General features: G+C 65.8%; 23 protein-coding genes and 2 pseudogenes. 12 read left to right on the top strand and 13 right to left on the bottom strand.

What is annotated here, in order from left to right; genetic code table 11:
• Positions 1 to 63: 63 nt before the first annotated feature.
• Positions 64 to 268, top strand: a pseudogene (locus FFT10_RS23240) (putative Na+/H+ antiporter); the annotation flags it as partial.
• Positions 269 to 358: 90 nt separating this feature from the next.
• Here FFT10_RS23240 and FFT10_RS23235 read toward each other — a convergent pair.
• Positions 359 to 481 (bottom strand): annotated as a pseudogene (locus tag FFT10_RS23235) (SDR family NAD(P)-dependent oxidoreductase); the annotation flags it as partial.
• A gap of 34 nt (positions 482 to 515) precedes the next feature.
• On the bottom strand, positions 516 to 1,517 hold the full coding sequence (locus FFT10_RS23230; protein WP_137735261.1) for an NADP-dependent oxidoreductase: 1,002 nt from the start codon (positions 1,515 to 1,517) through the stop codon (positions 516 to 518).
• Between the two features lie 160 nt (positions 1,518 to 1,677).
• On the opposite strand from FFT10_RS23230, the gene FFT10_RS23225 reads away from it, so the two are divergent.
• Positions 1,678 to 2,289, top strand: a complete 612-nt coding sequence (locus tag FFT10_RS23225; RefSeq protein WP_137735260.1) for a TetR/AcrR family transcriptional regulator — start codon at positions 1,678 to 1,680, stop codon at positions 2,287 to 2,289.
• A 321-nt stretch (positions 2,290 to 2,610) separates the two neighbouring features.
• Here FFT10_RS23225 and FFT10_RS23220 read toward each other — a convergent pair whose 3' ends face one another.
• The 3 genes from FFT10_RS23220 to FFT10_RS23210 form a co-directional block, all read right to left on the bottom strand.
• The gene (locus FFT10_RS23220) at positions 2,611 to 3,717 is read right to left on the bottom strand and encodes a relaxase/mobilization nuclease domain-containing protein (protein WP_137735259.1); all 1,107 of its coding nucleotides are present in this window, start codon (positions 3,715 to 3,717) and stop codon (positions 2,611 to 2,613) included.
• Positions 3,714 to 4,316 carry a plasmid mobilization relaxosome protein MobC gene (locus tag FFT10_RS23215; RefSeq protein ID WP_137735258.1) on the bottom strand — a complete coding sequence of 201 codons (603 nt, stop codon included), beginning with the start codon at positions 4,314 to 4,316 and terminating at the stop codon, positions 3,714 to 3,716. Before FFT10_RS23215 ends, FFT10_RS23220 begins: the two co-directional genes overlap by 4 nt.
• Before the next feature lie 91 nt (positions 4,317 to 4,407).
• Positions 4,408 to 4,713: a hypothetical protein gene (locus FFT10_RS23210; protein ID WP_137735257.1), complete on the bottom strand. Its 306-nt coding sequence runs from the start codon at positions 4,711 to 4,713 to the stop codon at positions 4,408 to 4,410.
• 309 nt (positions 4,714 to 5,022) lie between these two features.
• On the opposite strand from FFT10_RS23210, the gene FFT10_RS23205 reads away from it, so the two are divergent.
• The 5 genes from FFT10_RS23205 to FFT10_RS23185 all read left to right on the top strand — a co-directional run bounded on the left by FFT10_RS23205 (position 5,023) and on the right by FFT10_RS23185 (position 9,063).
• Positions 5,023 to 5,514 (top strand): hypothetical protein, encoded by a 492-nt coding sequence (locus tag FFT10_RS23205; protein WP_137735256.1) that lies wholly within the window; start codon positions 5,023 to 5,025, stop codon positions 5,512 to 5,514.
• Positions 5,511 to 6,263, top strand: coding sequence for a StbB family protein (gene stbB / locus FFT10_RS23200; RefSeq protein WP_137735255.1), 753 nt, complete (start codon positions 5,511 to 5,513; stop codon positions 6,261 to 6,263). Before FFT10_RS23205 ends, stbB begins: the two co-directional genes overlap by 4 nt.
• A 22-nt stretch (positions 6,264 to 6,285) precedes the next feature.
• Positions 6,286 to 6,744, top strand: a complete 459-nt coding sequence (locus FFT10_RS23195; protein ID WP_137735254.1) for a hypothetical protein — start codon at positions 6,286 to 6,288, stop codon at positions 6,742 to 6,744.
• A gap of 214 nt (positions 6,745 to 6,958) precedes the next feature.
• Positions 6,959 to 7,717, top strand: a complete 759-nt coding sequence (locus FFT10_RS23190; RefSeq protein WP_137735253.1) for a TraX family protein — start codon at positions 6,959 to 6,961, stop codon at positions 7,715 to 7,717.
• A 50-nt stretch (positions 7,718 to 7,767) separates the two neighbouring features.
• Positions 7,768 to 9,063 (top strand): hypothetical protein, encoded by a 1,296-nt coding sequence (locus tag FFT10_RS23185; protein ID WP_137735252.1) that lies wholly within the window; start codon positions 7,768 to 7,770, stop codon positions 9,061 to 9,063.
• A 51-nt stretch (positions 9,064 to 9,114) separates the two neighbouring features.
• Here the strand turns inward: FFT10_RS23185 and FFT10_RS23180 are convergent, their stop codons facing one another.
• From FFT10_RS23180 to radC, 8 genes are all read right to left on the bottom strand, one after another.
• Positions 9,115 to 9,510 carry a thermonuclease family protein gene (locus FFT10_RS23180; protein ID WP_137735251.1) on the bottom strand — a complete coding sequence of 132 codons (396 nt, stop codon included), beginning with the start codon at positions 9,508 to 9,510 and terminating at the stop codon, positions 9,115 to 9,117.
• 238 nt (positions 9,511 to 9,748) lie between these two features.
• Positions 9,749 to 10,063, bottom strand: a complete 315-nt coding sequence (locus FFT10_RS23175) for a hypothetical protein (protein WP_137735250.1) — start codon at positions 10,061 to 10,063, stop codon at positions 9,749 to 9,751.
• Complete coding sequence (locus FFT10_RS27710) at positions 10,060 to 10,200, bottom strand: hypothetical protein (protein ID WP_154694099.1); 141 nt, start codon at positions 10,198 to 10,200, stop codon at positions 10,060 to 10,062. The genes FFT10_RS23175 and FFT10_RS27710 overlap by 4 nt, the downstream gene beginning before the upstream one ends.
• Positions 10,201 to 10,213: 13 nt before the next feature.
• Positions 10,214 to 10,465 (bottom strand): hypothetical protein, encoded by a 252-nt coding sequence (locus tag FFT10_RS23170; RefSeq protein WP_137735249.1) that lies wholly within the window; start codon positions 10,463 to 10,465, stop codon positions 10,214 to 10,216.
• A 38-nt stretch (positions 10,466 to 10,503) separates the two neighbouring features.
• The gene (locus FFT10_RS23165) at positions 10,504 to 11,493 is read right to left on the bottom strand and encodes an ArdC-like ssDNA-binding domain-containing protein (RefSeq protein WP_137735248.1); all 990 of its coding nucleotides are present in this window, start codon (positions 11,491 to 11,493) and stop codon (positions 10,504 to 10,506) included.
• A gap of 495 nt (positions 11,494 to 11,988) precedes the next feature.
• Positions 11,989 to 12,240, bottom strand: a complete 252-nt coding sequence (locus FFT10_RS23160) for a hypothetical protein (RefSeq protein ID WP_137735247.1) — start codon at positions 12,238 to 12,240, stop codon at positions 11,989 to 11,991.
• Positions 12,241 to 12,314: 74 nt separating this feature from the next.
• Positions 12,315 to 14,444 (bottom strand): ParB/RepB/Spo0J family partition protein, encoded by a 2,130-nt coding sequence (locus FFT10_RS23155; RefSeq protein ID WP_137735246.1) that lies wholly within the window; start codon positions 14,442 to 14,444, stop codon positions 12,315 to 12,317.
• Positions 14,445 to 14,860: 416 nt separating this feature from the next.
• Complete coding sequence (radC, locus tag FFT10_RS23145) at positions 14,861 to 15,394, bottom strand: RadC family protein (RefSeq protein WP_137735245.1); 534 nt, start codon at positions 15,392 to 15,394, stop codon at positions 14,861 to 14,863.
• 606 nt (positions 15,395 to 16,000) lie between these two features.
• Between radC and FFT10_RS23140 the strand changes: the two genes are divergently transcribed.
• The 5 genes from FFT10_RS23140 to FFT10_RS23120 all read left to right on the top strand — a co-directional run bounded on the left by FFT10_RS23140 (position 16,001) and on the right by FFT10_RS23120 (position 23,942).
• Entirely contained in the window at positions 16,001 to 18,796 is a 2,796-nt protein-coding gene (locus FFT10_RS23140) for a type I restriction endonuclease subunit R (RefSeq protein ID WP_137735244.1), read from the top strand.
• Positions 18,793 to 20,307 carry a restriction endonuclease subunit S gene (locus FFT10_RS23135; protein ID WP_137735243.1) on the top strand — a complete coding sequence of 505 codons (1,515 nt, stop codon included), beginning with the start codon at positions 18,793 to 18,795 and terminating at the stop codon, positions 20,305 to 20,307. Before FFT10_RS23140 ends, FFT10_RS23135 begins: the two co-directional genes overlap by 4 nt.
• A 54-nt stretch (positions 20,308 to 20,361) precedes the next feature.
• A complete protein-coding gene (locus tag FFT10_RS23130) occupies positions 20,362 to 21,504 on the top strand; it encodes a PDDEXK nuclease domain-containing protein (protein ID WP_228027267.1) in 1,143 nt (380 codons plus the stop codon).
• Positions 21,501 to 23,024, top strand: a complete 1,524-nt coding sequence (locus tag FFT10_RS23125; protein WP_137735241.1) for a class I SAM-dependent DNA methyltransferase — start codon at positions 21,501 to 21,503, stop codon at positions 23,022 to 23,024. Before FFT10_RS23130 ends, FFT10_RS23125 begins: the two co-directional genes overlap by 4 nt.
• A 186-nt stretch (positions 23,025 to 23,210) precedes the next feature.
• The gene (locus FFT10_RS23120; RefSeq protein ID WP_162520897.1) at positions 23,211 to 23,942 is read left to right on the top strand and encodes a TIGR02391 family protein; all 732 of its coding nucleotides are present in this window, start codon (positions 23,211 to 23,213) and stop codon (positions 23,940 to 23,942) included.
• Positions 23,943 to 24,105 lie beyond the last annotated feature (163 nt).

Here is a 24,105-nt window from a genome sequence, read left to right as displayed (position 1 = left end):
CGAACTGCTCCGGTTCGGCAGGTTCACGCGTCGGTCGGGCCGCCGCGCAGATCAAGTACGACCATGAATCCGACCCAGGAGCCGGCGGTGCAAGTCATCTTGGCCATCGACTTCGCGGTGGCGCTGCTGCACACGTTCGCCGCCAAGCACTTCGAGCACCTCGCCCACCGCTAACCTCGGCCTGTTCCACCTGCTCGGTGAAGTGGAGGTCGTCTTCGGCTTCCGGGCCATCGTGCCCGTGCTGGTCATGGCTGTGGTCACCGGCGGTGGCCTTACTGGCGGGCGTCGTGCTGCTCGCTCATCACTCGGTGGCGTTCCTGGGTCTGTTCCTGATGATCCTGGGCTTAAGAAGGCCTATGGCGCGGTCGCGTGCAACTGCAGAGACCTTGCGCGCACCGCGAGCGAGCAGTTCGTGGGCGAAGGCCAAGCCGATGCCCCGGTTCGCGCCCGTGACGAGGACCACTGCGTTGTCGATCTTCATTGTTTCCTCGGTGCAGGGGTTGTAGTCGGTCCGGCTATCGCATCTGCACGACGACCTTGCCCCTGGCGCGACCCTGGGCCAGGTAGTCCAGGGCTTCCTTGGCCTGCTCGAAGGGGAACACCTTGTCGATCACAGGCCGGATGCGCTGCGCTTCGAGCAGCTTGCCAATTTGGGCGAGTTGTTCGCCATCGGCGCGGGCGAAGAGAAACGAGTAGTCGACGTCCCGCTTCTTCGCCAAGCTTTTGATCCTTCGGCTCATCAGCGCGAACACGACCGTCAGGACGACGTTGGCCCGGCGAGCGCGCGCGAAGGCGACGTCCAGTGGCCCGACCAGCGAGACGATCTTTCCGCGCGGCTTCAGGATGCCGATGGACTTCTCGATCGAGTCGCCCCGGACGGTGCCCAGCGCCGCGTCATAGTCGCGCAGCACGGTCTCGAACGACTGCTTCTTGTAGTCGACCACCTCGTCGGCGCCCAGGTTGCGCACCAGTTCGACGTTGCCGGTGCTGGTGGTCGTGCCGACCTTTGCGCCCAGCAGCTTGGCCAGTTGGATCGCGAAGGTGCCGATGCCGCCGGAGCCCGCCGGGATGAACATCTTCTGACCTGCGCGCAAACCGATGCGCTCCTTGATCGCCTGCCAGGAGGTCAGGCCCACCATCGGAATCGACGCCGCCTGCACAAAGTCGAGGTTGTCCGGTTTCAGCGCGGCGGCGCTCTCGGGAACGACGGCAAACTCGGCGATCGAGCCGGTGCCCAGGTCAAAGATGTTCGCGAACACCGCATCGCCCACCTTGAAGCGGGTCACCCGGCTGCCGACCTCGGTCACCACGCCGGCCAGGTCGCTGCCCAGCGTGGCCGGCAGCTGGAACTTCACGACGGCCTTGAAGAGACCGGTCGGAATCATGTTGTCGATCGGGTTCACGCTGGCGGCGTGGACCTGGACCAGCATGTCATCGGCCTTCAGCGCAGGACGCGGGACGTCGGAGAAGCCGATCTCGGGCGACTTGCCATAGCGTTTGAAGGTGAGTGCTTTCATGGGGCTCGCAGCGGTCTGAGGTTTCCGTCTCACCGGGCTTGGCGAGTTCGAATGCAGCAATGATGACGACCATAATCTTTAATGTCAAGACTGTGATGACGATCATCATCAATGTATAGTCGGCGCGCCTACAGATTGAGCACGCACAGATCAGGCCGACATGAAAGTCACCAAGGCAAAGGCAGAAGCCAACCGGGCGCTCGTGGTCGAGACGGCCTCAAAGCTGTTTCGCGAGCGCGGCTTTGACGGGGTGGGCGTGGCCGACCTCATGGCAGCTGCGGGCTTCACCCACGGCGGCTTCTACAAGCAGTTCGGATCCAAGGCCGACTTGATGGCGGAGTCCGCGGCTTGCGGCTTCGCGCAGACCGCAGTGCTGGCCGAAGGGGTGGACGCGGCGACCTTCGTCAACCACTACCTGTCTCGTGAGCACCGAGACGGCCGCGCCACCGGCTGCACGATGGCTGCGCTGGGCGGGGATGCTGCACGGCAGCCTGAGCCGGTCCGGGTCGCCTTCGAAGAGGGTGTCGAGAGCCTGCTGGCCCTGCTCGGCCAGAAGGGCCTGACATCGGACCCAGCCGACGCCTCACAGGCGCGGGCCAGGACCCTCGACTTACTGGCGCACGCGGTGGGCGCCCTCGTCCTGTCGCGAGCCTGTCCGGACGACTCGCCCCTCGCCGATGAAATCCTGGTGGTCTGCCGCGACACTATCCTGGGTTCACAGACGCTGCTTGGCGCTGCGAAGTCGAAGACTCGCAGCGGCCGGTCGGCCTGACGATCCGCGGACAATCGGTCGTCCACCTGCCCACCAAGCCCTGGAGACTCACACCGGTGCGGACCGCGGCGCAGATGGCGCGAGCGGGTGCGTGTTCCAACTGGACTTGCCTGAGCAGCGCGACGGCGGCTTTGGGGGACATCAGGCGCATGCCCGCTTGTGGCCGTCCAGAGCCTAGCGTCGAAGCAGTACGAATGACGGCTCGGCGTAACATGGCCGCCCGTCGGCCGGCGGGTGCATTCCGCGGCGACCAGAACCTTCGACAGCCGCTACCGAGGTTGACATAAACATTATCGGGCTCGATTGCGCCGCCGTGCACCTTCAACGGTCTGACCTTCGGTCACGCTCAGGCCTCGCACCAGGCGATTGCTGCCCGCTCCCGGTACGCTCGGATTCGCTGCGCTGAGCCGACTTGGCGGCCTCGCGAGCCGCCACCTGGCCCCCTGGGGCGATCTCTGCCAAGTACCTGACCGCTTCCACCGCGAGACGCAAATCAGCAGGGTCATTTGAGCTCGCCAGCGCCCGCGCGATCTGCTCCCAGGCCCTGATCGCTTCGACTCGAACTGCCAAGGCGCGCGCGCTGGTCCGCTGCGCTGGACGCTGCCGAGTCAGTTGCCCCCGACCCGCCGCACGCTCCTCCCACAGTTTTCGGTAGTTCCGATTCACTGCCCGAACGGGTTGCCTGCTGGCCACCGCATTCACACCTCGGTCCTGCAGGTTCCGAGCAAACACCGCACGCCAACGATCCAAGTCCGCCTTGCGAGGCGACAAACGCACACCGTCGTACCGGTCAGCACGCACCGAAAGGTGCACGTGTGGCGCCCCCTGGTCCTCGTGCATCACGAACACGTACTTGTGCCCCTCGAACAACTCGCGCGCGGCCTCGGCCGTAGCCGCGCGCACCGCCTCCGGCGGCGTGCCCACCGGCATCGAGAAAACGATGTTGAAAGCCTCCCGCCTCGGGCTGTCGTCGTCGATGTATGCGCCGGCGACGCGCCACTCGTCGGCCAGCCGGACCAAGCCGTCGCGCCCCTGGGTCTTCTCGCCGCGCTCGTCCTCGATCTCCAGCGTCTTGCCCTTGCCGCCGACCTCTTCCTTGCCCTGGCGGCCGATGTACCGGAAGTGGGCCGCGATGGCCTTCATACCGCGGCCGCCGCCGGTAATCTTGACCATCACCTGCGTGGCGCCAGGCGAGACCGTGCTGCGCACCCGGCTGCGCACTTCGCCAGCAGACATCACCGCAGTCAACGCGGCCACGGTGGTCAGCAGCGGCAACTTGCCGCCGCCCCCGCCGCCCTTGCCCTTGGGGATGGGATAGAACAGCCTGGCGCCCCACTCGGACAGCATGCCGTCGGTGTCCAGCGTGTTGCGCGTAGGGCCCTGCGGCGTGGCCGGGCCCGTGCCGGTCTTCGATCGGTCGTTGCTCAAGACTTCTCCTTGTGAGGCGTCACCAGCGCCCGGATCGTCGCCACGACCCGAGCGGCCTGCTCGACGTGCTCGCGCACCGCCTGCGCGAAGACCTGCAGGTTCTTGGTGTCGGTATTGCGGAACCCGCCCTGCATCGCATTCAGCGACTTGGCGATCTGGTTGATGTTCTTGCCGATCGGCAGCAGCTCGTGGTTCGAGCGCATGAGCGCGGCCACACCGTCCTTGAGCGGCGTCGCGTCGACCGGCTCGGCCGCCGGTGTTGACCCCTGGCCAATGAAGTGACGCAGCACCAAGCGCAGCGCTGCTGGGCGCGTGCGGAACTGTCCTTGTACCTGGACCTGCTGCAGGAGGCAGGCCAACTCGGCGTCGAGCACCAGGCGGCCAGGTGCCGCCGCCGATGCGTCAGGCCCCGACTGCTGCTGATGCCCGGTGCCTACCGATGCCGCCTCCTGTGCCAGCTCCCGCTGGAGGAGTTCGCGAGTCCATTCAGAGGGGGTGCGACCACCAGCCGCCGCCGCGGCCCGGACACGAGCCGACAGCTCGGGCCCGACATCGACGTGAAGCGTCGCCCGATGCGAGGCCTGCCTGCCCGTGTTCATCGGGCAGGCCTCGTGACACAAACAAGCCGGCGCAGCCTATCCTGCTCTCCACTCTTTCGCATCTGTGTTTGGTGTCGCATCCCCTCGTGCATCACGACCCCTGGATGAACCAGACGAGCTTGACCATCGCCATCACGACCCAGGTCGCGATGGCGAGCTTCGCCAGGCGAAGCGTCATCCAGCGGTAGGCCTCGAATTCGAACAGCGCGCGATAGGCGCGCCTGGCCCCGATCCAGAGGCAGAACACCCCCAGCACGGCCCCTACCAGCCCGCCAGAGGCGGGCAAGGTCTTGATCCAGTACAGGCCAAGGGCCGGCGCAAGGATGGCGTCCAGCGGTGCCAGGCACCGCAGCGCTGGGGTGCTCGCCCACAGCGCTCGCTCGAAAGTCGGGTTCATTGGTTGGTACTCACTCAGACACCACAAGGACAGCGCCAGATCGCCAGCTCATACGCACGTCGTACGTGCTTTGAGCCGTGGCGTACCCGAACCGCCTCCAAAAGCTTGCTTCCAGAGCACCAAACGTACGCTCTGTTGCACAAGAAGGCCGGTCCACTGGCTTGCATTTACTTTATATGCACTGTTCTTGCATTGCAATCACCTATAGTGTCTTCGTACGCACTTCTCTTGCACCGTTTGTATGTTCAAACGGTAGAAGGTACGCAACATGCACCCCAAGCACCCGCACCCTGCCCTGAGACGTCCCTCATGGACGGCCGTCCAATGACTCCGGACGCCTTCTCGGCCAGCCTCGAACGAAGCGCAGCCAAGCACCCGCCTTCGAAGGCTCGCCGCATCGCGGCGCTGTTGCCTCAGATCGAGGCGGCCATGGCTCAGGGGAGCCCGCGCGCCCACATCGTCACGGCGCTCCTGGACGTGGGCATCGAGGTCACACCGCACCAGCTCTCGAACGTCATCGCCCGTCTGCGCAGGCAGCGGGAAGACGCGCCAGGCTTGCCAGAGGCAAGGCCGACGTTCGGCGCGGGCATCCCGGAAAGCGGGGCAGCCGTCTTGCCGGTGCCCAGGATCGCGAGCGTTCCCACGCTCGCGCCTGCGCTTTCAGCTGCACCGGCCGCCAGCCCGGCATCGAAATTCGGTGCGCACGACCCTCGCCTGCTGGACGAGGTCATGCGCAGCACGCCAGACATGAAAGCACTCGCCAAGTTGGCGCCGAAACACCCCAACCAAGGAAAGTCATGAAAGTCTGCGTCCTGAACTTCAGCGGCAACGTCGGCAAGAGCACGATCGCCGCTCATCTGTTGCAGCCTCGCCTGAACGCCCAGGTCTTCAGCGTCGAGAGCCTGAACGTCGATGCCTCCAGCGATGGCGTCGAGGTCGCCAGGCTGCGAGGCAAGCACTACAACGATCTGCTGCAGCGGCTGATGAAGCTGGACGATGCGATTGTGGACGTGGGCTCGTCCAACGTCGAAGACTTCCTCAAAATGATGCAGCATTACGCCGACAGCCAAGAAGAGTTCGACCTCTTCGTGGTGCCGGTGGTCAAGGACGGCAAGCAGCAGGCCGACACGGTGAACACCATCCGAGCGCTTCGGGCCATCGGCGTGCCGGCCGCGAAGATCCTGGTGCTCATCAACAAGGTCGAGACCGACGACGACCTGCGCACCGACTTTGCCGGCGTCTTCGGCTTCTGCGCCAGCGGTGAGGCGACGATCCCCGAAGGTGGCGTGATCTTCGCCAACGAGCTGTTCGCCATGCTCAAGACGCAGCAGCTGTCGATCGGCGCGCTGAACGACGACGCGACCGACTACCGGCAGCGGTTGCGCGCGGCGGCGAACGAGGACGAGCAGGACGCCGCGATCCAGATGATCGCCATGAAGCGCTTGGCCAAGACCTGCAACAAGAACCTCGATACCGCGTTCGCTGCGCTCTTCCCGCTGGGTTTGCCGATTCAGCTCCAGGCCTCGCTCGCACTATCCGTCGCAGCGTGAAACTGCGGATGAAGGCGGCCTGATGGGCAACGCACTGGACGCCAGATCGGCGCGCGAGGCGCTGATCGTCGAAGCGCTTCGCGGCGTCGACACGGTGCTCGCCGCGGCCGATGCGGTCGGCGAGCGACTAACGGCCAGCTCGCAGCGGCTGGAGACTGCCGCTGCCGGCCTCGCTGCGGCCGGCACGGTGTACTCGGCCGAAGTGGCGCAGCTCACCGAAGCGACGAAAAGGGCCCTGGCCGACTACATCGAGCGCCGCGCCTCAGCTGCAACGACGCAAGCGCTGGCCGAACATCGCAAGGCGATGAAGGAAGCGGCCACTCTGGCGTTTGCCGAACAGCTGGCGCCGGCGGTGAGGGACATTGCCCGCCAGATCAAGCTGCACGGCAACCTCGTTCGTACCAGGCTCGCGCCAGTGCTCACGGCGCTTGCTTTGGGCGTCGCGCTCGGCATCGGGAGCGCAGTGCTTTGGATGCGATGACCAAGACCAACTGCTGTGCATGCCACGACAGCGCGCTCTGGCATGAGTGCCCCGGGCTACGGAGTGCATCCCGCTTGGGCGGGTTGCAGCCCTACCGGGCCGGCTCCTACCGGGGCACGCGGCAGTCCCCCGGACTGCCGCGCAAGCTCTATATGCCATCGGGAACCGGTGGTGGCGTTCGACGGCTCTTTGCTTGTCATGAAGGGATCTCGGCATGAGTACCGGTGCCAAGGTGGGAGCGAGGGTGTTGGGCGTGAGCGAATGCATCAATGCGCCGATCCGTGCGCCAGTGAGCACGGCCCCGAGGCTGGAGTTGAGCAGCGGCTCGCTGGAAGCGCTGAAGTGGCTCGCGTTGCTGCTGATGACGCTCGATCACGTCAACAAACATCTGCTGCACGCCTCGGTGCCAGAGCTGTTCGCGGCGGGGCGTCTCGCACTGCCGCTGTTCGGCTTCGTGCTGGGCTACAACCTGGCCCGGCCTGGTGCGCTGGCCAGTGGCAGTTACTCGCGCACAGCGCGCCGGCTGACGATCTTCGGGAGCATCGCCACCATTCCGTTCATCGGGCTCGGTGGACTCGGTTGGGGGTGGTGGCCCTTCAACATCATGGCGACGCTTCTGGTCGCCACACTTTGCGCTTGGCTGATCGAGGTCGGCGGACCGGCGCGGCTGGTGGCGGCCGCTGCGGTCTTCATCGTCGGCGGCGCGCTCGTCGAGTTCTGGTGGCCAGGGCTCGCGGTCTGCGTGATGGCGTGGGCCTACTGTCGCCGGCCCAGCTGGTTGAGGCTGGCCCTGTGGATCGGCGCCCTCGCCTCGCTGTACGTCATCAATCGCAATCTGTGGGCGCTTGCCGCGTTGCCGCTCATCTTTGCGGCAGGACAGGTCAGGCTGAACCTGCCACGCGGCCGCCTCGGCTTCTATATCTACTATTCCACTCACCTTGCGCTCTTGTGGGTGTTAGCCAAGCTGGCGTAACTACTCGCCAGCGCGACTCGCAGAGTCGTGCGTCCCACCTCGCAGCGAGAATGAACAGCGGCGGCACCGCAGGCACACGCGGCGCGGCCCAAACTCACTGGAGGACAACCTTGCCTCGCGACAGCTTCTTTTCTCGCGTTCAATCATGGTTTAGCGGGAGCTTTCACGGTCGCTACCTAGCGTACATCCTCGCGGAAATTGGCAAGCACCATCCAACGCTGGTTCGTGAGTTGGTCTGCACCAGTTGTCGCCTTGGAAAGCGGGCACTTCCACAACCCGTTTTCGAACCAGAGTTTGCGTTCCGCGGCAGCACAGGGATACGCCGCGCCGATCTGGCCGTCTTTGCGAACCACGAAGACGAAGAGCCCATCGTACTGATCGAGATCAAGTACAGAGACAAGTTGATCCCGGAAAGCGAGATCAAACCAGCGCAACTGGCCGACTACGAGTTCTGGCGCCGCTCCGAAGCTGGGCGTCAGTTGCTAATCCTGAGCCGGGAAACATTGGAAACGCCTGGCGTTCCAACACTGACTTGGACGCAAGCGGCGCGTCTACTTCGTCGCCATGCGGGCCGCTCAGATCTGGCAAAGGCGCTTATCGAGCATCTCGAAGAGGAGGGAATCGTCATGCAGAACGTTGACTCAAAGGCGCTGATCGGCTTTCTGAAGAGGATCCTGTGCTCACCCAACGGGGCCGGCGTCCAGGTTGGCAATCTCGACGGGCCTCAGGAGTTCGCACGCCTACTGAGAAACGTCAAACTGCTGTCCGCTCGATTCAACGGTGACTTCAAGTCAGCCTGGAAACTTGCCGGCGCCAAGCATGACTCTGCCGACGATCCAGCTGGCACCAAGGATGCGTCCATTGACTTTGAAGTACTTCCGAGACTGGCCGCAAAGATCAAGGACGCAAACCTTCGAGCGCATGATGGCACTCTCAACACCAGAGCCCGGGACGGCGGCTCTGTATCTGTCTACGCACGGCACTCGTTGGGAAGCGGGAAAGGCTGGCTGCGAGTGGGCTACGGCTTCTGGATCAAGGTAGAGAAAACTAGTAGCCATGAGAAAGCCCGACTACCCACGGTGTACCTCTACGCTTGGGCCTCTAGTCACGAGTTTGCGGGCGACGCAGCCATCTACGCGGAAGCAAAGCTCAGTTCTTTCGAGCTAATCAGCACGAAGGCCGAAGACTCGGTCGACAAGGTGGAGACACTTGCAAGCAAGCGCCTTATTGAAGTCCTTCAAGAACTAGAGGCGAATTCGACAACAACATCGAAGAAACAGAAGATGGCAATCAACCTTCTGTTGAAGGCGATCGGCGCAAAGCTCAAGCCTGCAAAGGCTGGCTGAGGCAGTCACTGCTCGCAGCCTGATGTTGCCCAAAGGCGCAGAACAGGTTTCCTACTCCCTCGGGCCGGCTCGCCACTCCCATGGTGCGATCGGATGCGGGTCAGCCCAGAGCCCCAGACCCGCAGCCTTCGCCCGCACTTCCACCGCTATCAGGGCAGTATCGCGCGAGTGGCGCCGGAACACCCAGGCGAAACCTCGCCTGACCTGTTCGGCGTTCACATCAAGGCCATCGACGGCGACCTGCGCGATGGGCCGGCCATACCGGTCGAGCGACTTCCAAGTCAGCTCGACCTGCTTCTTGCCCACCAGTTCGCGCAGGGACTGCTCTGATCGACGGCCGAAGGCCTGTGCCTTCTCCGGGGCATCGATCTGGGCGAGCCTGATGCGGATCGAGTGGCCATCGACATTCGCATACAGCGTGTCGCCGTCCGCCACGCCCGTCACCATCGCTGGCCCTCGGTAGCTGCTTGGCGCCGGCGGTCCTCCGGCGCCTGGCGTGTCTTCTCGGGCGCCGGCCTGGCCAACGCAGAGCAGCAGCATCAAGGACAGGCCGGCGCGCAGTGCGGTCCGACGATTCAAGGTGGCGCCCTTCAACGGGTACGCCCTGGCTGCCGGGAGACTTTGTAGCCTGTGCCGCAGCGGCCACCTGGTGCAGAGATGCGAAGCATGAAGCGCCCCGTTGTTGTCATTCTGGTTGGCCATCTACCGTCGGCGACTTCGCCGCGCTGTTGGCTGACCGAAGCGAAGCCCTTCCTTCGGAAATTATCCGGCGCGGCTGACCCATCCACCACAGGCCCATGTCATGCAGTGCATCGCCGCGACGCGGATTGACGTAAAGACCGGCCACGTCGACCAGCTCGGCGATCAACGCCGGGTCAGCAACCTCGATCGAGCCCGCACCGGGCGCGCTGGCCAGGTCGCACAAGCTCATCGCCAGTGACTGGCCATCCTCGGCGCCCGGTCCATGCGCCCATTCGATCCATCGCCGTGAGACCTTCATGGCAGTTCCGTGGAAAGCAAGAGCGCCGCAAGGTGCCTGGCCACTTCGAGATACCGAGGCCGCTGGCCGAACAGCTCGGCGTCGCTGCGGGCGAGCGCGCGCTTCATCAGAAGCAGTCGATAGGCGTAGTCACTCATCGCGGGTTCCCCTTCACTGAACACGAACCAAGGCCGCAGCGTCGGCGACCGAGACGCGCATATCGCCGACGCGCACCGTGTAGCCGCGCGACATCCGGACATCGCGCGGCGCCGGGCGCCCGGTCTTCTGCAGCCACGCACCGACCAGCCAGGCCATGCCGGCGGGGCTGCTGGTGTAGTGCGGACAGGCCTCGTGCGCAGGCTTGCCGTCCAGCTGGGCGGCGAAGCCCGCCACCGCTTCGGGGGTGAGGTCTTGGGATGCCATCGGGGCTTGCTCCTGGTGCGTCGTGGTCTGGTGGTGGATCAGTGCTGCACCGGCTGGCCGGCCTTCATGATCCGATCGGCGGCGCCGAAGATCCGCTTGGCGCTCTTCTCGGGCAGCGTTCCACCCTGCAGCCAGCCCTGGATGTAGAAGCGGCTCTCGGCCTGGCCGGGAAGGTCCAGCAACGCACACAGCAGGTAGGCCACGCCCTCGGCTTCAGCCTCCTCGATCTGGCGCTTCAGGGCTTCGTCGTCGTGCATGTCGGCGACGGCGGTGTGACCGAGCACCACATGCGCCATCTCATGAAACCGGGTCTTGTGCTTCAGAGGGTTCAGCGGGTTGAGGCCGATGGATCGCGCGCGGGCATAGCCAAGGTGATTGCCCTGCAGGTGCTCGAAGGGCTCTTCGATGATGTCGAGCGCGGCCATGGCGGTGACGGCATCCCAGGCGGGCGTGACGGTCTCGGCGGTGAACGCGCCGCCTTCGGTCTGGTTCAGTGAAAACCAGTTCGGCCGCAGCATGAACATGCTGAACGTGCCGCCCTCCCCTGCCTCGGCGGAATCGGCCGGCGCGTCCTTGTCGGCGCGGCGCTTCACGCTGATGGGCATGAACAGGCTGATGGCCTTCTCGCCCTTCTTCACGAAGCGGCCCTTTTCGCGCCAAGCGTTGAAGCTGGCGATGGGCGCCAGTGGCAGGCCCTTGTCCAGCAGTTGCAGCGCGGCCAGCAGCTGGTTGCCGATGCTGTAGTTGTGAAACGCCCGGTAGGCCTGATTCATCACGCCGGGTTGGGTCAGCGCGATGTGCAGGATCGTCCGCATGTCGCCCAGCTCGTGGGCTTGAACATCCCGCGCGCTCCCCCCTGCTTTCCCATCTGCCTGTTGGCCAGCCTCGGGGCCGAGGAACTGCGGATCGGTGGTGTCGTTGCTGGGGTGGTTGGACTGTGCGTTCATGCTGGTGGCCTCGTGTGGTGGTTGGAAATCTGCCCGTCGGTTTCGCCTCGACGCATGAACAGCGGAAGCCAGGCAGGACACAAGGGCACGGCCGCAAGCCGCAGCTCGAAGCGAAGCAACGCGAAGTGCAGAGACCGGGTGAGGACCGTGGGCGCAGCCTTCACCCTTGGGACCTGACTGGAGGCCGCTATGCGTCGGAAAGAGGCGAACCGACAGGCAGATCAGCCACCCCGAGCCACCGAACGCACAGGCCGGCTTACCACCCCATCAACGACACGCGCGAAGCTTCCCAGCTGAGCGATCCATCGCCGCACCGCGGCGCACTTCAACCAGCGCAGCGCAGGCTTGAGGCCGTGCGCAACGCGCTGGGCCTGCTGTGCGGGGTTAAGGCCAGCGCCGAAGGGGTGTCTCGCGCCTGGGCAACCCGAGCGCAGCGAGAGGGCGACCAGGCGCGAGTCGTCCCTACTTGAGCGACCCCCTCCAGCACCGGCGCGCAGCGCCCACGATGCCGGCAGCCGGGGCTCTGGCCAGCGCCCTCGGGGCAGCGCCCCGAAGAGAGCGCCCCGCCTGGTTGGGTCAGGCCTGGGCCCGGTAGCCTTCCCATCGAACGATGGTGGCCTGCGCCGATTCGATGGCCGAGGTCGCGTGCGCCAGGTCGTCCGCAAACCGTACGTGCACCAGCGGCAGCAGGCCGGAGACGATGACGATGTGACGCTCAAGCCGCGTCCGCACATCCATCGCCACGAACTCCTGGCGCGTCGCGCCGGACAGGTCGCGGCGGTTCCAGTTCAGGGAGTCCACCGCTGCGCGAAATTCGCCGATCTTCATGGTCGTCCTTCAGTTGTGTTCGGTGGGCCCGGCCGTCATCCGCTGTAGTGCGGACAACGGCCGGGATTGATTCGTCAGGCCGTGGCCGGCCCCCGCGCGCGCAGTGGCGAGGGAAGCCAGCGGGTGCCCTGCAGCAGCGCTTCGGCAGCGGCGACCGCTTCGCCCTTCTTGAGCTTGGCCAGCGGCGCGGCCTTCTCGACGGAAACCGCCTCGGTCACTGCCTCGACGATCCGCGCCTTCGGCACCTGGGCGAGATAGCTGCCAGCGGTCGGCGTCCACCAGTCGGCCATGTCCAGGCCCACCGCATCGGCCAGGGCGTCGCCGGTGGTGTCGGCCTCGCGCCCACTCATGGCACTGACGGACAGCGCCGAGCAAAGCGCCAACAGTTCGAGCAACGTGTCCAGCGGCTGGCCGATCAGCCAGGGCAGCAGCCGATCCGAATCGCCCGGCAGGCGTTCGCGCCAGTTGTCCAGCCGGCTCGCCAGTTCGCCCCATGCGCGCGATGCCTCGATGTCGTCGGCCACGCCCTTGAGTGCGCTGTCGCAGTCGTTGGCCCGAAGGTTCAGCGCCGACACGGTGCGGTGCCTGCCGCCCGCGTAGCCGATCACCAGCTGCTGCACCAACGTGTGCGCGAGTGCAGCCAGGGCAACGTGGGTGTTGTCCGACATCAGCACCTGCAGTGCCTTCGTCTTGTGGGAGGTCAGCTTGCGGACGAGGCTTTCAGGGTTCGCGCTGGCTTGTGGCTCGGCGCCCTCTCCTGTGTCGCCGGTTGCCCCGTTCGCTCCGGGTGCGCCAGCCGCTGCCGCTGCGGCCTTTGCTGCCTGCTTGCGGTCTTCCGGCTTCACCATGCCGCGATGCACGATCACCTCGCCATTGCGGTCGAGTGCCACCACGACACCGGCGAAAGCCAGGATGTCGGCGCTCCACTCGCTCAGTTCGTGGCGCAGCTTTTCCAGCTTGGCGTCGATGGCCTCGACTTCTGCTTCCAGCGCGCTCGCCTTCGTTGAGTCGAAGCCCGGATCGTCGTCGCTGTCTTCGGCGTCATAGAGGTCTTCAAGTCCCTTGTTGGCTTCCTCCTTGGCGGCCAGAAGCACATCGCGCGCGGCCTGCTGTTCTGGCGTTGGTGCGCGCTGCTTCATGGTGGCCACCCCGAAGCCCTGCCGCTCCGAGTGATCGAACGAGGTCCGCGCCTCGGTCCAGGCCCAGCCTTCGCCCTTGAAGGCATGCGCCCGCTCGGTCAGCTGCTCGACGGCCAGCCGCTGCAGCAGTTCGGCGTCGGTGATGTAGCCGCCGCCTGCATCCTCGAACAGGTCGCGCACCACGACACCGCCCGCTGCCTCGTAAGCCGGGATGCCGACGAACTTGGCCAGGGGATCGGTGGCCGCGCCAATTTCGCGTCCCAGCAGCAGGCGACGCAGACCGCTGGGGTTGCGGTTGTAGGACGGCGTCGAGTTCCAAACCCGCTCCTGCGCGGCGTGGTCGTCGGTGATCGCCAGCGCCATCAGCTGGTCAAGGTTGATCTTGTCCTGCCGGAACAGCTCGAACAGCAACGGCGACACCTTCGCCAGCTTCAAACGGCGTTGCACCGTCAGCGGCGTGATGCCGAAGCACACCGCCACGTCTTCCACGCCCGCCCCTGCGGCGATCATCTCGGCGAAGGCCGTGACGGTATCGGCCACACTCATCGCAGCCCGGCCACTGTTCTCGGCCATGCTCGCGGCGATGGCGGCATCGCGCGTGATCAGTCGGCAAAGAATGTCCTTGTCGAGCGCGATGTCCCCGGCCTTGGCCAGCAGGCCCAGCGCACGCAGACGGCGGCCGCCAGCCGCGACGCCATAGTCACCGGTCGCCTTGCCGCGCTTGGTTTCGTCAGGATGAACGACGAGGTTCTGCAGCAGGCCCTGGGCCTTGATGAGTGCGGCCAGTTCGCCGACATCCTCACCGCCGGACTTGCGCACATTAAACGCGGACGGCACGAGGCGCGACAGCGGGATCAGCACCAGGTCGCCCGCCGCGAAGGCTTCGTCTTCGACGCTCGCTGCCGGCTCGGTGGCTCGGCCCTTGCTGGTCTTGGTCATGCCTTTCGCAGGCAATGCGCCCTGCCCTTTTCCCTTGCCCTTGGCGTCTGCTCTTTGGTGAGTCCCGGGGGCGAGGAACCGCGCCTTGGTGGTGGTGTCGGTGCTGTGGATGGTCGTTGCGCTCATGGCTGTGTCCTCTGCGGTGGTTGAAAAATCTGCTCTTCGGAGCCGTCCCGACGCATGAACAGCGACAGACAGGCAGGACACAAGGGCGCGCCCGCAAGCCGCAGCTCGGAGCGCAGCGCAGAGACCGGGTGAGGACGTGGGCGCAGCCTTCACCCTTGGGGCATGAATGGCTGGCGCTATGCGTCGATCAAGGGACGGACCGACAAGAGCAGATCGGCCACCGTGTTCTGCGGGCCATCGGGCGCAACGACCGGCTTTCCACAGCACTGGCAACACGCGCGAACCTGCTGGGTGAGCGATCCACCGCCGCGCAGCGGCGCACTTCAGGTCTGGGTTGGCCCGGTGGGTGCCAGCCCACCGCCCATGCCGCAGGCGAGAAGAAGGGGCGACACCGCGGCCGCCCCGATGCGAACGTGTCAGAGCAGCCCACGTTCCGCGAAGCTCACCACGACATTCGCCGTGACCACCAGGTGATCGAGCACACGCACGTCGACCAGCTGCAGCGCGGTCTTCAGCGTCTGCGTCAGGTACTCGTCCGCACGGCTCGGCTCCGCCGCACCCGACGGATGGTTGTGCGCCAGGATGACCGCCGCCGCGTTGAGCGCCAGGCTCGCCTTGACGACTTCGCGGGGATAGACCGAGGTCTGCGTCACTGTGCCGCGGAACATCTGCTGCAGCTCGATGACGCGATGCTGCGCGTCCAGGAAGACAACGCAGAAGACTTCGTGTTCCAGCATGCCGATCGCCAGGCGCAGATAGTCCTTCACGTCCTGCGGCGACGACAGCGTCACGCCGGGCTTCACGCGATCTGCCAGCACGCCCCAGGCCTGCGACAGAACTTCGTCGGCACTGGCCACGCGGTACTGGCCATCGACGTCACGGACCAGCAGCGCGTTCGTGAACCGGGCTTCCGTGGAAGAGACAGCGAAGGAGAAAGAAGACTGCGACATGAGGAACTCCGGTCTTGATCGGGCGGGATTGCCCGAGACCGAATCCATCACGTCGCAGCGCAGCGGTCAGGGTTCGAAGACGACCGAAGGGCGCAAGGGAGCGCCCCGCGCTCACGCAGACCTTGACGGCGAGAACGACGTGATACGGTGGGTCGACACAGCAACCCACACCCCCACCACACCACCGCACTGGGTCTTGCGACAAGCGAAGCGCGTAGGGCTAGGGTGGCCTGGAGGGTGCCGGCGTGCCGGCAGTCCCGCAGGGACCAAGCGCGACGGCGCGCGCCTGGAATGGGCATCCCGGTTTTCGCTCAGGCGAAAAGCCCCAAGCCTGGCAACGAAGAGTTTGAGCGCTTCGGCAGCCCAACGACCGCCATGCAGCGGTTGCCGGCGGTGACCTGCGGCGACCGTAGTCACGCTACCCGCCATAGCGCGACGCTGGCGCGCCCTGGACCACCGCGCAGCGGACGCGGACGGTGAAGCTGCGACCCGCCGAGTCCAACTGCCCGCCACTGCCTGGCTTGGCTGCCTTCAAGCCCCCTGATTGGCGACCTGGTGGCAGTTCGGCCGGCAGTTATGCTTCCGCCCAAGGGAGAGTACCGCCGCATGACGCCAGAAGCACGCGCCCGGCTCATCATCGACAAGCAGCTGGTCGACGCGGGCTGGCTGGTGCAAGACCTGAAGACCGCCAACCTCGGTGCCGCCTCTGGCATCGCGGTGCGTGAATTCATGACTGACGCGGGCCCGGCCGACTACGTGCTGTTCGTGGATCGTCGCCCGCTCGGCGTCATCGAGGCCAAGCGCGAGGAAGCCGGCGAGAACCTGACGGCCACCGAGCCGCAGACCGAGCGCTACGCCAGTGCCCGGCTGAAGTGGACCACCAACCACCAGCCGCTACCCTTCCTGTTCGAGGCCACCGGTCAGATCATCCGCTTCACCGACAGCCGCGACCCGGCACCGCGGTCGCGCGAGATTTTTCATTTCTTCAGGCCCGAGCAGTTGGACGCCTGGGCTGGTGAACCACGCAGCCTGCGCAAGCGCCTGGCCGACGGCCTGCCCGCGCTGGCGGAAGCGGGCCTGCGCGGCTGCCAAGTCAGCGCCGTCACCGGACTGGAAACCAGCCTGGCCGCGAACCGCCCGCGCGCCCTGGTGCACATGGCCACCGGCGCCGGCAAGACCTTCACCGCCATCACCGCCATCTACCGGCTGCTGAAGTTCGGCGGCGCGCGGCGCGTGCTGTTCCTGGTCGACACCCGAAACCTGGGCAAGCAGGCGCACCAGGAATTCATGGCCTACACGCCGCCCGACGACGGCCGCACCTTCACCGAGCTGTACAACGTGCAGCGCCTGGCCGGCCCGGCGCTGGACCCGCATGCCCAGGTGGTGATCAGCACCATCCAGCGGCTGTACTCGGTGCTGAGCGGCCAGCCCATCGACGATTCAGCCGACGACCTGTCGTCGTTCGAGGTGGCGCCGCCCGCTTCGGCCGAGCGTCAGACCGGGCAGGGCCGGCTGGTGCGCTACAACCCCGCCGTCCCGGTCGAGTCCTTCGACGTGGTGGTCATCGACGAGTGCCACCGCAGCATCTACAACCTGTGGAAGCAGGTGCTGGACTACTTCGACGCCTTCCTGGTTGGCCTGACCGCCACGCCCGACAACCGCACCTACGGCTTCTTCAACCAGAACATCGTGGCCGAGTACAGCTACGAGGACTCGGTGGCCGACGCGGTGAACGTGGGCTACGACGTGTGGGAGATCCAGACCGACGTGACAGGGCAAGGCGGCGCGCTGCAGGCCCGGGAATGGGTGGACCACCGCGACCGCGCCACCCGAGTGAAGCGCTGGGCCCAGCTCGACGAGGACACCGCCTACACCGGCCGCGACCTCGACCGCTCGGTCGTCAACAAAAGCCAGATCCGCCAGGTCATCCAGGCGATGAAGTCGGCGGTGGAAACGCGGCTGTTCCCGGCCCGCAAGGAAGCGCCCAAGACCCTGATCTTCGCCAAGACCGACAGCCATGCCGACGACATCGTGCAGGCGGTGCGCGAGGTCTACGACCAGGGCAACGCCTTCTGCCGCAAGGTGACCTATGGCGAGAAGGACGCCGAGGGCGTGCTGCAGGCCTTCCGCAACGACTACCACCCGCGCATCGCCGTCACCGTCGACATGATCGCCACCGGCACCGACGTGAAGCCACTGGAGGTGCTGCTGTTCATGCGCGACGTGCGCAGCCGCGGCTACTACGAGCAGATGAAGGGCCGCGGTGTGCGCGGGCTCGATGCCGAGGGCCTGCGCAAGGTCAGCGCCAGCGCCGAGGGCGCCAAGACCCGCTTCGTGCTGATCGACGCCGTGGGCGTGGAACGCTCGCTGAAGACCGACAGCCGCCCGCTGGAGCGCCAGCCCACCGTGCCGCTGGACAGCCTGCTCAAGCAGGTGGCCATGGGCACGCGCGACGACGATACCGTGCTCAGCCTGGGCAACCGCCTGGTGCGCCTGGCCAGGCTGCTGGACGACGGCCAGCAGCAGCGCATCGCCCAGGCCGCGGGCGGCGTGCCGGTGGGTGAACTGGGCCGCGCGCTGATCCAGGCACTGAATCCCGACGCCATCGAGCAGGCCGCACTCGCCACCGCCCAGGCGGCCGGCATCACCCGCAGCGCCGGCACTCTGACCGACGCTGAGCGTGACGCTGCCCGCAGCGCCCGCGTGGCTGCCGCCTGTGCCGCCTTCGATTCACCCGACTTGCGTGAACGCATCGAGACCGCCCGCCGCGAGCGTGAGCAGATCATCGACCACGTCAACCTCGACACCCTGCGCTTCTCGGGCTTCAGCGAACAGGCCGACGGCCAGGCGCAGGCCGCCATCCAGGCGTTTGAAGACCATTTGCGCCACCATGCCGACGAGATTGCCGCGCTGGGCTTCGTCTACGGCCAGCCCTGGCAGCGCCGCGCCCTGGTGCTGGACCAGGTGCAGGCCCTGCACGACAACCTGGCCCGTCCGCCGCTGATGCTGACCACCGAGCGCCTGTGGGCCGCCTACGCCCGGGTGCAGGGCAACCGGGTGAAGGGCGTGGGCCTGCGCCGGCAGCTGACCGACATCGTGTCGCTGCTGCGCTTCGCCCTGGGGCTGGACGCCGAATTGCGGCCCTTTGCCGACGAGGTGGACCGCCGCTTCCAGACCTGGGTGTTTCGTCACAACGCCCAGCGCGCCACGGCCTTCACGCCCGAGCAGATGGACTGGCTGCGGGCGATGAAGGACCACATCGCAGCCAGCGCGGTGATCGAGATCGACGACCTGGACTTTGCCGACCTGGCGGCCAAGGGCGGGCGGCAGCGGGCGTGGAATCTGTTCGGGCAGGAGCTGAGTGGGTTGATGGATGAGATGAATGTGGAGTTGGTGGCGTGAGTGAGTTGCCGAAGGGCTGGGCTTGGGCAACCGTTGGTGACCTTGCGGAGTACATCAACGGATTCGCTTTCAAGCCGACAGATCGATCCGAAAGCGGCTTGCCGATCATCCGGATTCAGAACCTAACGGACCCTGAGCGACCGCTTCACCTCACGCAGCGTCAGGTTCCGGATGAGTACCGTGTTCGGACGGGGGACATTCTGGTCAGTTGGTCAGCGACGCTGGACGCCTTCCGCTGGGGAAGAGGCGAGGCGTTGGTCAACCAACACATCTTCAAGGTGGTTCCGAACTCAGCAGTCGCCCATGCACCTTGGCTGCTGCACTGGCTGAGAGTTGCGATCGCGCAGATGCAAGACACCGAGCACTTGCACGGGTCCACGATGAAGCACATCAATCGCGGGCCGTTCCTGGCGCACCGGGTGCCAGTGCCACCGCCCAAGGAACAGCTCCGGATTGCGAACGCGCTCGAAGATCTGCTTTCCGAGCTGGATGCCGGGGTGGAAGAACTGAAGACCGCCCAAGCCAAGCTCCAGCGCTACCGCCAGTCTATGCTGAAGGCGGCAGTGCAAGGCGACCTGACGGCCGATTGGCGCGCAGCGAATCCGCCCGCTGAGACTGGCGCCGAACTGCTGCAGCGCATCCTGGCCGAGCGACGCGCGCGGTGGGAAGGCGCGCAGCGCGACAAGGCTGAGGCATCGGGTAAGGCGCTGCCGCCTGGTTGGCAGGCGAAGTACGCCGCGCCCGCGCCTGCGCTGAAAGGGGGCCAACAGCAACTTCCCGTTGGCTGGATCTGGGCAACCACCGAAATGACTGGAGACGTCTTGCTGGGGCGCCAGCGCGCACCTCAATACCTCACTGGCAGGTGGACACAGCGCTACCTTCGGGTGGCGAACATCAAGGACAACCGCATCGACTTCTCTGATGTCGAGTCCATGGATTTTGACGACGCTCACTTCGCCAAGTACCGGCTGGTCGAGGGCGATATTTTGGTCAGTGAGGGCCAAAGTCCAGAGTTGGTCGGCCAGAGCGCCATCTTCCGTGGATATGCCGAACCGCTTTGCTTCCAGAAGACGCTTCACCGGTATCGGGCATCACCTGGCGTCGCTTTGCCCGAGTACGCGCAGTTGGTGTTCAGGGCGAATGTTTGCACCGGTGTCTTTCGATCGCTGGCGTCGATCACCACCAACATCGCGCACCTGACTCTGGAGAAGTTTGAAGCGGCGCCTTTTCCGCTCCCGCCTTTGGCGGAGCAGGAAGTGATCGTCGCCGTCGCCAATGCGCATCTGCAAGTCGCAGGCGAATTGGATCGTGCAATTGCCACTGCGCTTCGCCAATCCGCCGCCCAGCGCCAGAACATCCTCCGCGCCGCCTTCGCCGGCCAGCTGGTGCCGCAGGACCCGGCCGACGAGCCGGCGCAGGCGGTGCTGGCCCGCATTCGTGCCAGCCGGGCCGAGGCCAAGCCGCCCGCGCGCAAGCGCGCCGCTGCCGCGCGCGCTGTGGCACAAGGCTGAACTATGCCTACGCACCGCCGCCCTCCCGCCAGCCAACCTTCCGACGCGCTGCCGGTGCCCGTGCCGGCCAGCGATGCCCCCGGCCTGCCGCCGGGCCTGCTGGACGACCTGCGCAGCCTGATCGAGACGGCCCGGCGCGAGGCCGCCGCCGCGGTGAACACTGGCATGACGCTGATGTACTGGCGTGTCGGCCGGCGCGCCCGGCGCGACGTGCTGGGCGACCAGCGCGCCAGCTATGGCGAGCGGATTGTCTCGACACTGTCTAGACAATTGACGCTGGAGTACGGCCGCAGCTTCAGCGAGAAGAACCTGCGCCACATGATGCGCTTCGCCGACGCGTTCCCCGACGAGCAGATTGTCTCGACGCTGTCTAGACAATTGCCCTGGAGCCACTTCCTCGAACTGATCTACCTGAAAGACCCGCTGGCGCGCGACTTCTACGCCCAGCTGGCCGCGATGGACCGCTGGCCCGTGCGCGTGCTGCGCGAGCGCATGGGGTCGATGCTGTACGAGCGCACGGCGGTGGCCAAACAGCCGCAGGCCGTGATCGAGCGCGAGCTGCAGGCGGTGCGCGAAGGCGGTGCGCCATCGACCGGGCTGCTGTTCAAGGACCCGTATCTGCTCGACTTCCTGGGGCTCCACGACCGGCACCTGGAGAAGGACATCGAGGACGCCATCCTGCGCGAGCTGGAGACCTTTTTGCTGGAGCTGGGCGCGGGCTTCAGCTTCGTGGCGCGGCAGCGGCGCATTCAGCTGGACAACGACGACTTCTACATCGACCTGCTGTTCTACAACCGGCGCCTGCGCCGGCTGGTGGCCATCGAGCTGAAGCTGGGCGACTTCCGGCCCGAGTACAAGGGCCAGATGGAGCTGTACCTGCGCTGGCTGGCCAGGTACGACCAGGAGCCGGGCGACGCGCCGCCGCTGGGCATCATTCTGTGCACCGGCAAGAAGGCCGACCAGATCGAGCTGCTGGAGCTGGACAAGAGCGGCATCCACGTGGCCGAGTACCTGACCGTGCTGCCCCCGCGCGAGGTGTTTGCCGCACGGGTGCAGCAGGCGCTGGCCAATGCGCGGGCGCGGCTGGAGGCGAACGCGCCGGCCAACCCGGCCACCGATGACATCAACCCTGAGCAGGCGGCAGCGGCCCCGTCGACGCCCAGGCGCCGCACCGCGCGCAAGCCGAATCCACGATGAACACCTCCACCCTGATCCAGCGCGTCTGGAACTTCTGCCACACGCTGCGCGACGACGGCGTGGGCTATGGCGACTACCTGGAGCAGCTGACCTACCTGCTCTTCCTGAAGATGGCGCATGAGTACACGCTGCCGCCGTACAGCCGCAGCGTGGGCATTCCGGCCGGCTTCGACTGGGCCGGGCTGCGCAGCCTGAGCGGCGAGCCGCTGGAGGCGCACTACCTGGCCACGCTGCACGCGCTGGGGCAGCAGGGTGGCATGCTGGGCGCGATCTTCTTCAAGGCGCAGAACAAGATCCAGGACCCGGCCAAGCTGAGCCGCCTGGTGCAGCTGATCGACGAGCAGGACTGGGTGGGGCTGGACGCCGACACCAAGGGCGACCTGTACGAGGGCCTGCTGCAGAAGAACGCCGAGGACACCAAGAGCGGCGCCGGCCAGTACTTCACCCCGCGGGCGCTGATCCAGGCGATGGTGGCCTGCATGCGGCCCAAGCCCGGCGAGCGCATCGCCGACCCGGCCTGCGGCACCGGCGGCTTCTTCCTGGCGGCCAACGACTGGATGGCCGGCACCGGCGCCTGGGTGCGTGAACACGGCCACTGGCTGGGTCGTGACGTGGCACCGCTGACCCGCACGCAGAAGCAGGCGCTGGCGCGCAGCACCTTCCACGGCAACGAGATCGTGCCGGGCACACGGCGGCTGTGTCTGATGAACCTGTTCCTGCACGCCATCGGCGACATCGACGGCGAGCCGGCGATTGCGCGCAGCGACGCGCTGATCGCCGAGCCGAGCGAGCGGGTGCACCTGGTGCTGGCCAACCCGCCCTTCGGCAAGAAGAGCAGCATGACCATCACCAACGCCGAGGGCGAGGAAGACCGCGAGGCGCTGACCTACGAGCGGCAGGACTTCTGGTGCACCACGTCGAACAAGCAGCTGAACTTCCTGCAGCACATCGTCAGCCTGCTGCGCACCGACGGCAGGGCCGCGGTGGTGCTGCCGGACAACGTGCTGTTCGAGGGCGGGGCGGGCGAGACCATCCGCCGCAAGTGGCTGGAGACCTGCGACGTGCACACCATCCTGCGCCTGCCCACGGGGCTGTTCTACGCCCAGGGCGTGAAGGCCAACGTGGTGTTCTTCGACGCGGCGCCGCGCGATGGCCGGGTGCACACCAAGGGCATCTGGTTCTACGACCTGCGCACCAACCAGCACTTCACGCTGAAGACCCGGCCGCTGAAGCTGGCCGACCTGCGGGATTTCGTCGACTGCTACCGGCCGCAGAACCGGCACGAGCGGCAGGCGGGCGAGCGGTTCCGGTTCTACCCGTATGACGAGTTGGTGGCGCGGGACAAGGCGAGCCTGGATCTCTTCTGGTTGAAGGACGACAGCCTGGATCGGCTGGAGGATCTGCCGGCGCCGGAGGTGTTGCAGCAGGAGATCGTGGAGCACTTGGAGGCGGCGTTGGCGGCGTTCAGGGACGTGGGGGCAGCGCTGCCAGGCCGCGGCGCACTTCCCGCCAGAACTTGAAGCAAGGTGATCGCGATGCGGAAGGCAGGGACAAATCCAGTGGTTCGCTTGGCTGATCTGGCTGGGATTCAATACGCAGGCACGGAGGTTTCTGAGGATTGCGTGGATGCCGTCAGGCGCTTGGTCCTTGTTTCTGATCACATCGATCGAGTCAGGCTGATAACCGCCAGCACCCGACATGCCTTCGTGTTCTTCTTCCAGCGAGGAGGGCCGATCGCAGTCAAGGATGGCTTCACATCTGGATATCGCGGTGCCGGCCCTTCAGCATTGGCGCGCGCGCTTTGCATTCTGGATACTCTTAAGATCGAACTGGACGAAGTGGAAGCGCCGCTGGAACTGATCAAGCGACTCAGCGTTTCTGCGCTGACTTGCGACGATTTGGAGTTTCTTGGAACGGCGGAACCAGTTCGGCCGAGCCGCTGGTTCGATTACGTCTACAACATTTTCGGATCAATCGATCAGTCGGCCGCTGTGTGGGCCGGCTTCGAACCGAGTATTCCTTTTGCGGCGCTTGATCAGAGACTTATGACATTGGGGTTGCGTCTACGCCATGAGCCTGACAACGTGTTGCTGACTGGCTTCCGCATATTGGAAGACCGCGTGCGTGAGCGCACTGGTCTCTCAGACCACGGGTCAAAGTTGTTTTCGCGCGCTTTCCAGGGCGAGGAGTCCAAGCTATTCTGGCGCCGTGCCGGCGACGAACCGATCGATCCAGGAGAGCAGACGGGCCGGGCGCAACTCTTTACCGGGGCCTACCAAGCATTTCGCAACCCGCGTGCGCACAGAACGCCTGACGATGATCTTGTTTCTGCGCTTGTTGAGTTCATGGTGCTGAATCAGTTGTTTCGATTCGAGGCAGAGGCAGTTGAACGACCACCGACGGAAGTTGATCCGTGCTCTTTGCCAAAGGCGGGTTGACAATTCTGGATTGCTTCTTGTGACGACTCAAACATCTAGAGTGCGTTTCATGGTCGTCTGCTGCGCAGCGAGTGCGGTCTCTCGCCGCAAGCAGCTCTACTTGCGCTGCCCGGCATGAAGCGGACATTGGGCTTGGCGAACATTGAAGGGGTGAAAGGCCGAA

Origin of the sequence: Pseudaquabacterium pictum, from assembly GCF_005403045.1 — a bacterium.
Classification (GTDB): domain Bacteria; phylum Pseudomonadota; class Gammaproteobacteria; order Burkholderiales; family Burkholderiaceae_C; genus Pseudaquabacterium; species Pseudaquabacterium pictum.
This window is presented reverse-complemented; position numbering and strand designations above follow the sequence as displayed.

Excerpts from the sequence above, each read along its gene's own strand:
- FFT10_RS23205 (WP_137735256.1), top strand. The coding sequence starts at position 5,023 with ATGGACGGCCGTCCAATGACTCCGGACGCCTTCTCGGCCAGCCTCGAA.
- FFT10_RS23230 (WP_137735261.1), bottom strand. The coding sequence starts at position 1,517 with ATGAAAGCACTCACCTTCAAACGCTATGGCAAGTCGCCCGAGATCGGC.
- stbB (WP_137735255.1), top strand. The coding sequence starts at position 5,511 with ATGAAAGTCTGCGTCCTGAACTTCAGCGGCAACGTCGGCAAGAGCACG.
- FFT10_RS23190 (WP_137735253.1), top strand. The coding sequence starts at position 6,959 with ATGAGTACCGGTGCCAAGGTGGGAGCGAGGGTGTTGGGCGTGAGCGAA.
- FFT10_RS23175 (WP_137735250.1), bottom strand. The coding sequence starts at position 10,063 with ATGAAGGTCTCACGGCGATGGATCGAATGGGCGCATGGACCGGGCGCC.
- FFT10_RS23125 (WP_137735241.1), top strand. The coding sequence starts at position 21,501 with ATGAACACCTCCACCCTGATCCAGCGCGTCTGGAACTTCTGCCACACG.
- FFT10_RS23195 (WP_137735254.1), top strand. The coding sequence starts at position 6,286 with ATGGGCAACGCACTGGACGCCAGATCGGCGCGCGAGGCGCTGATCGTC.
- FFT10_RS23155 (WP_137735246.1), bottom strand. The coding sequence starts at position 14,444 with ATGAGCGCAACGACCATCCACAGCACCGACACCACCACCAAGGCGCGG.
- FFT10_RS23215 (WP_137735258.1), bottom strand. The coding sequence starts at position 4,316 with ATGAACACGGGCAGGCAGGCCTCGCATCGGGCGACGCTTCACGTCGAT.
- FFT10_RS27710 (WP_154694099.1), bottom strand. The coding sequence starts at position 10,200 with ATGAGTGACTACGCCTATCGACTGCTTCTGATGAAGCGCGCGCTCGCC.
- FFT10_RS23210 (WP_137735257.1), bottom strand. The coding sequence starts at position 4,713 with ATGAACCCGACTTTCGAGCGAGCGCTGTGGGCGAGCACCCCAGCGCTG.
- radC (WP_137735245.1), bottom strand. The coding sequence starts at position 15,394 with ATGTCGCAGTCTTCTTTCTCCTTCGCTGTCTCTTCCACGGAAGCCCGG.
- FFT10_RS23185 (WP_137735252.1), top strand. The coding sequence starts at position 7,768 with ATGAACAGCGGCGGCACCGCAGGCACACGCGGCGCGGCCCAAACTCAC.
- FFT10_RS23225 (WP_137735260.1), top strand. The coding sequence starts at position 1,678 with ATGAAAGTCACCAAGGCAAAGGCAGAAGCCAACCGGGCGCTCGTGGTC.
- FFT10_RS23170 (WP_137735249.1), bottom strand. The coding sequence starts at position 10,465 with ATGGCATCCCAAGACCTCACCCCCGAAGCGGTGGCGGGCTTCGCCGCC.
- FFT10_RS23160 (WP_137735247.1), bottom strand. The coding sequence starts at position 12,240 with ATGAAGATCGGCGAATTTCGCGCAGCGGTGGACTCCCTGAACTGGAAC.
- FFT10_RS23180 (WP_137735251.1), bottom strand. The coding sequence starts at position 9,510 with ATGGTGACGGGCGTGGCGGACGGCGACACGCTGTATGCGAATGTCGAT.
- FFT10_RS23140 (WP_137735244.1), top strand. The coding sequence starts at position 16,001 with ATGACGCCAGAAGCACGCGCCCGGCTCATCATCGACAAGCAGCTGGTC.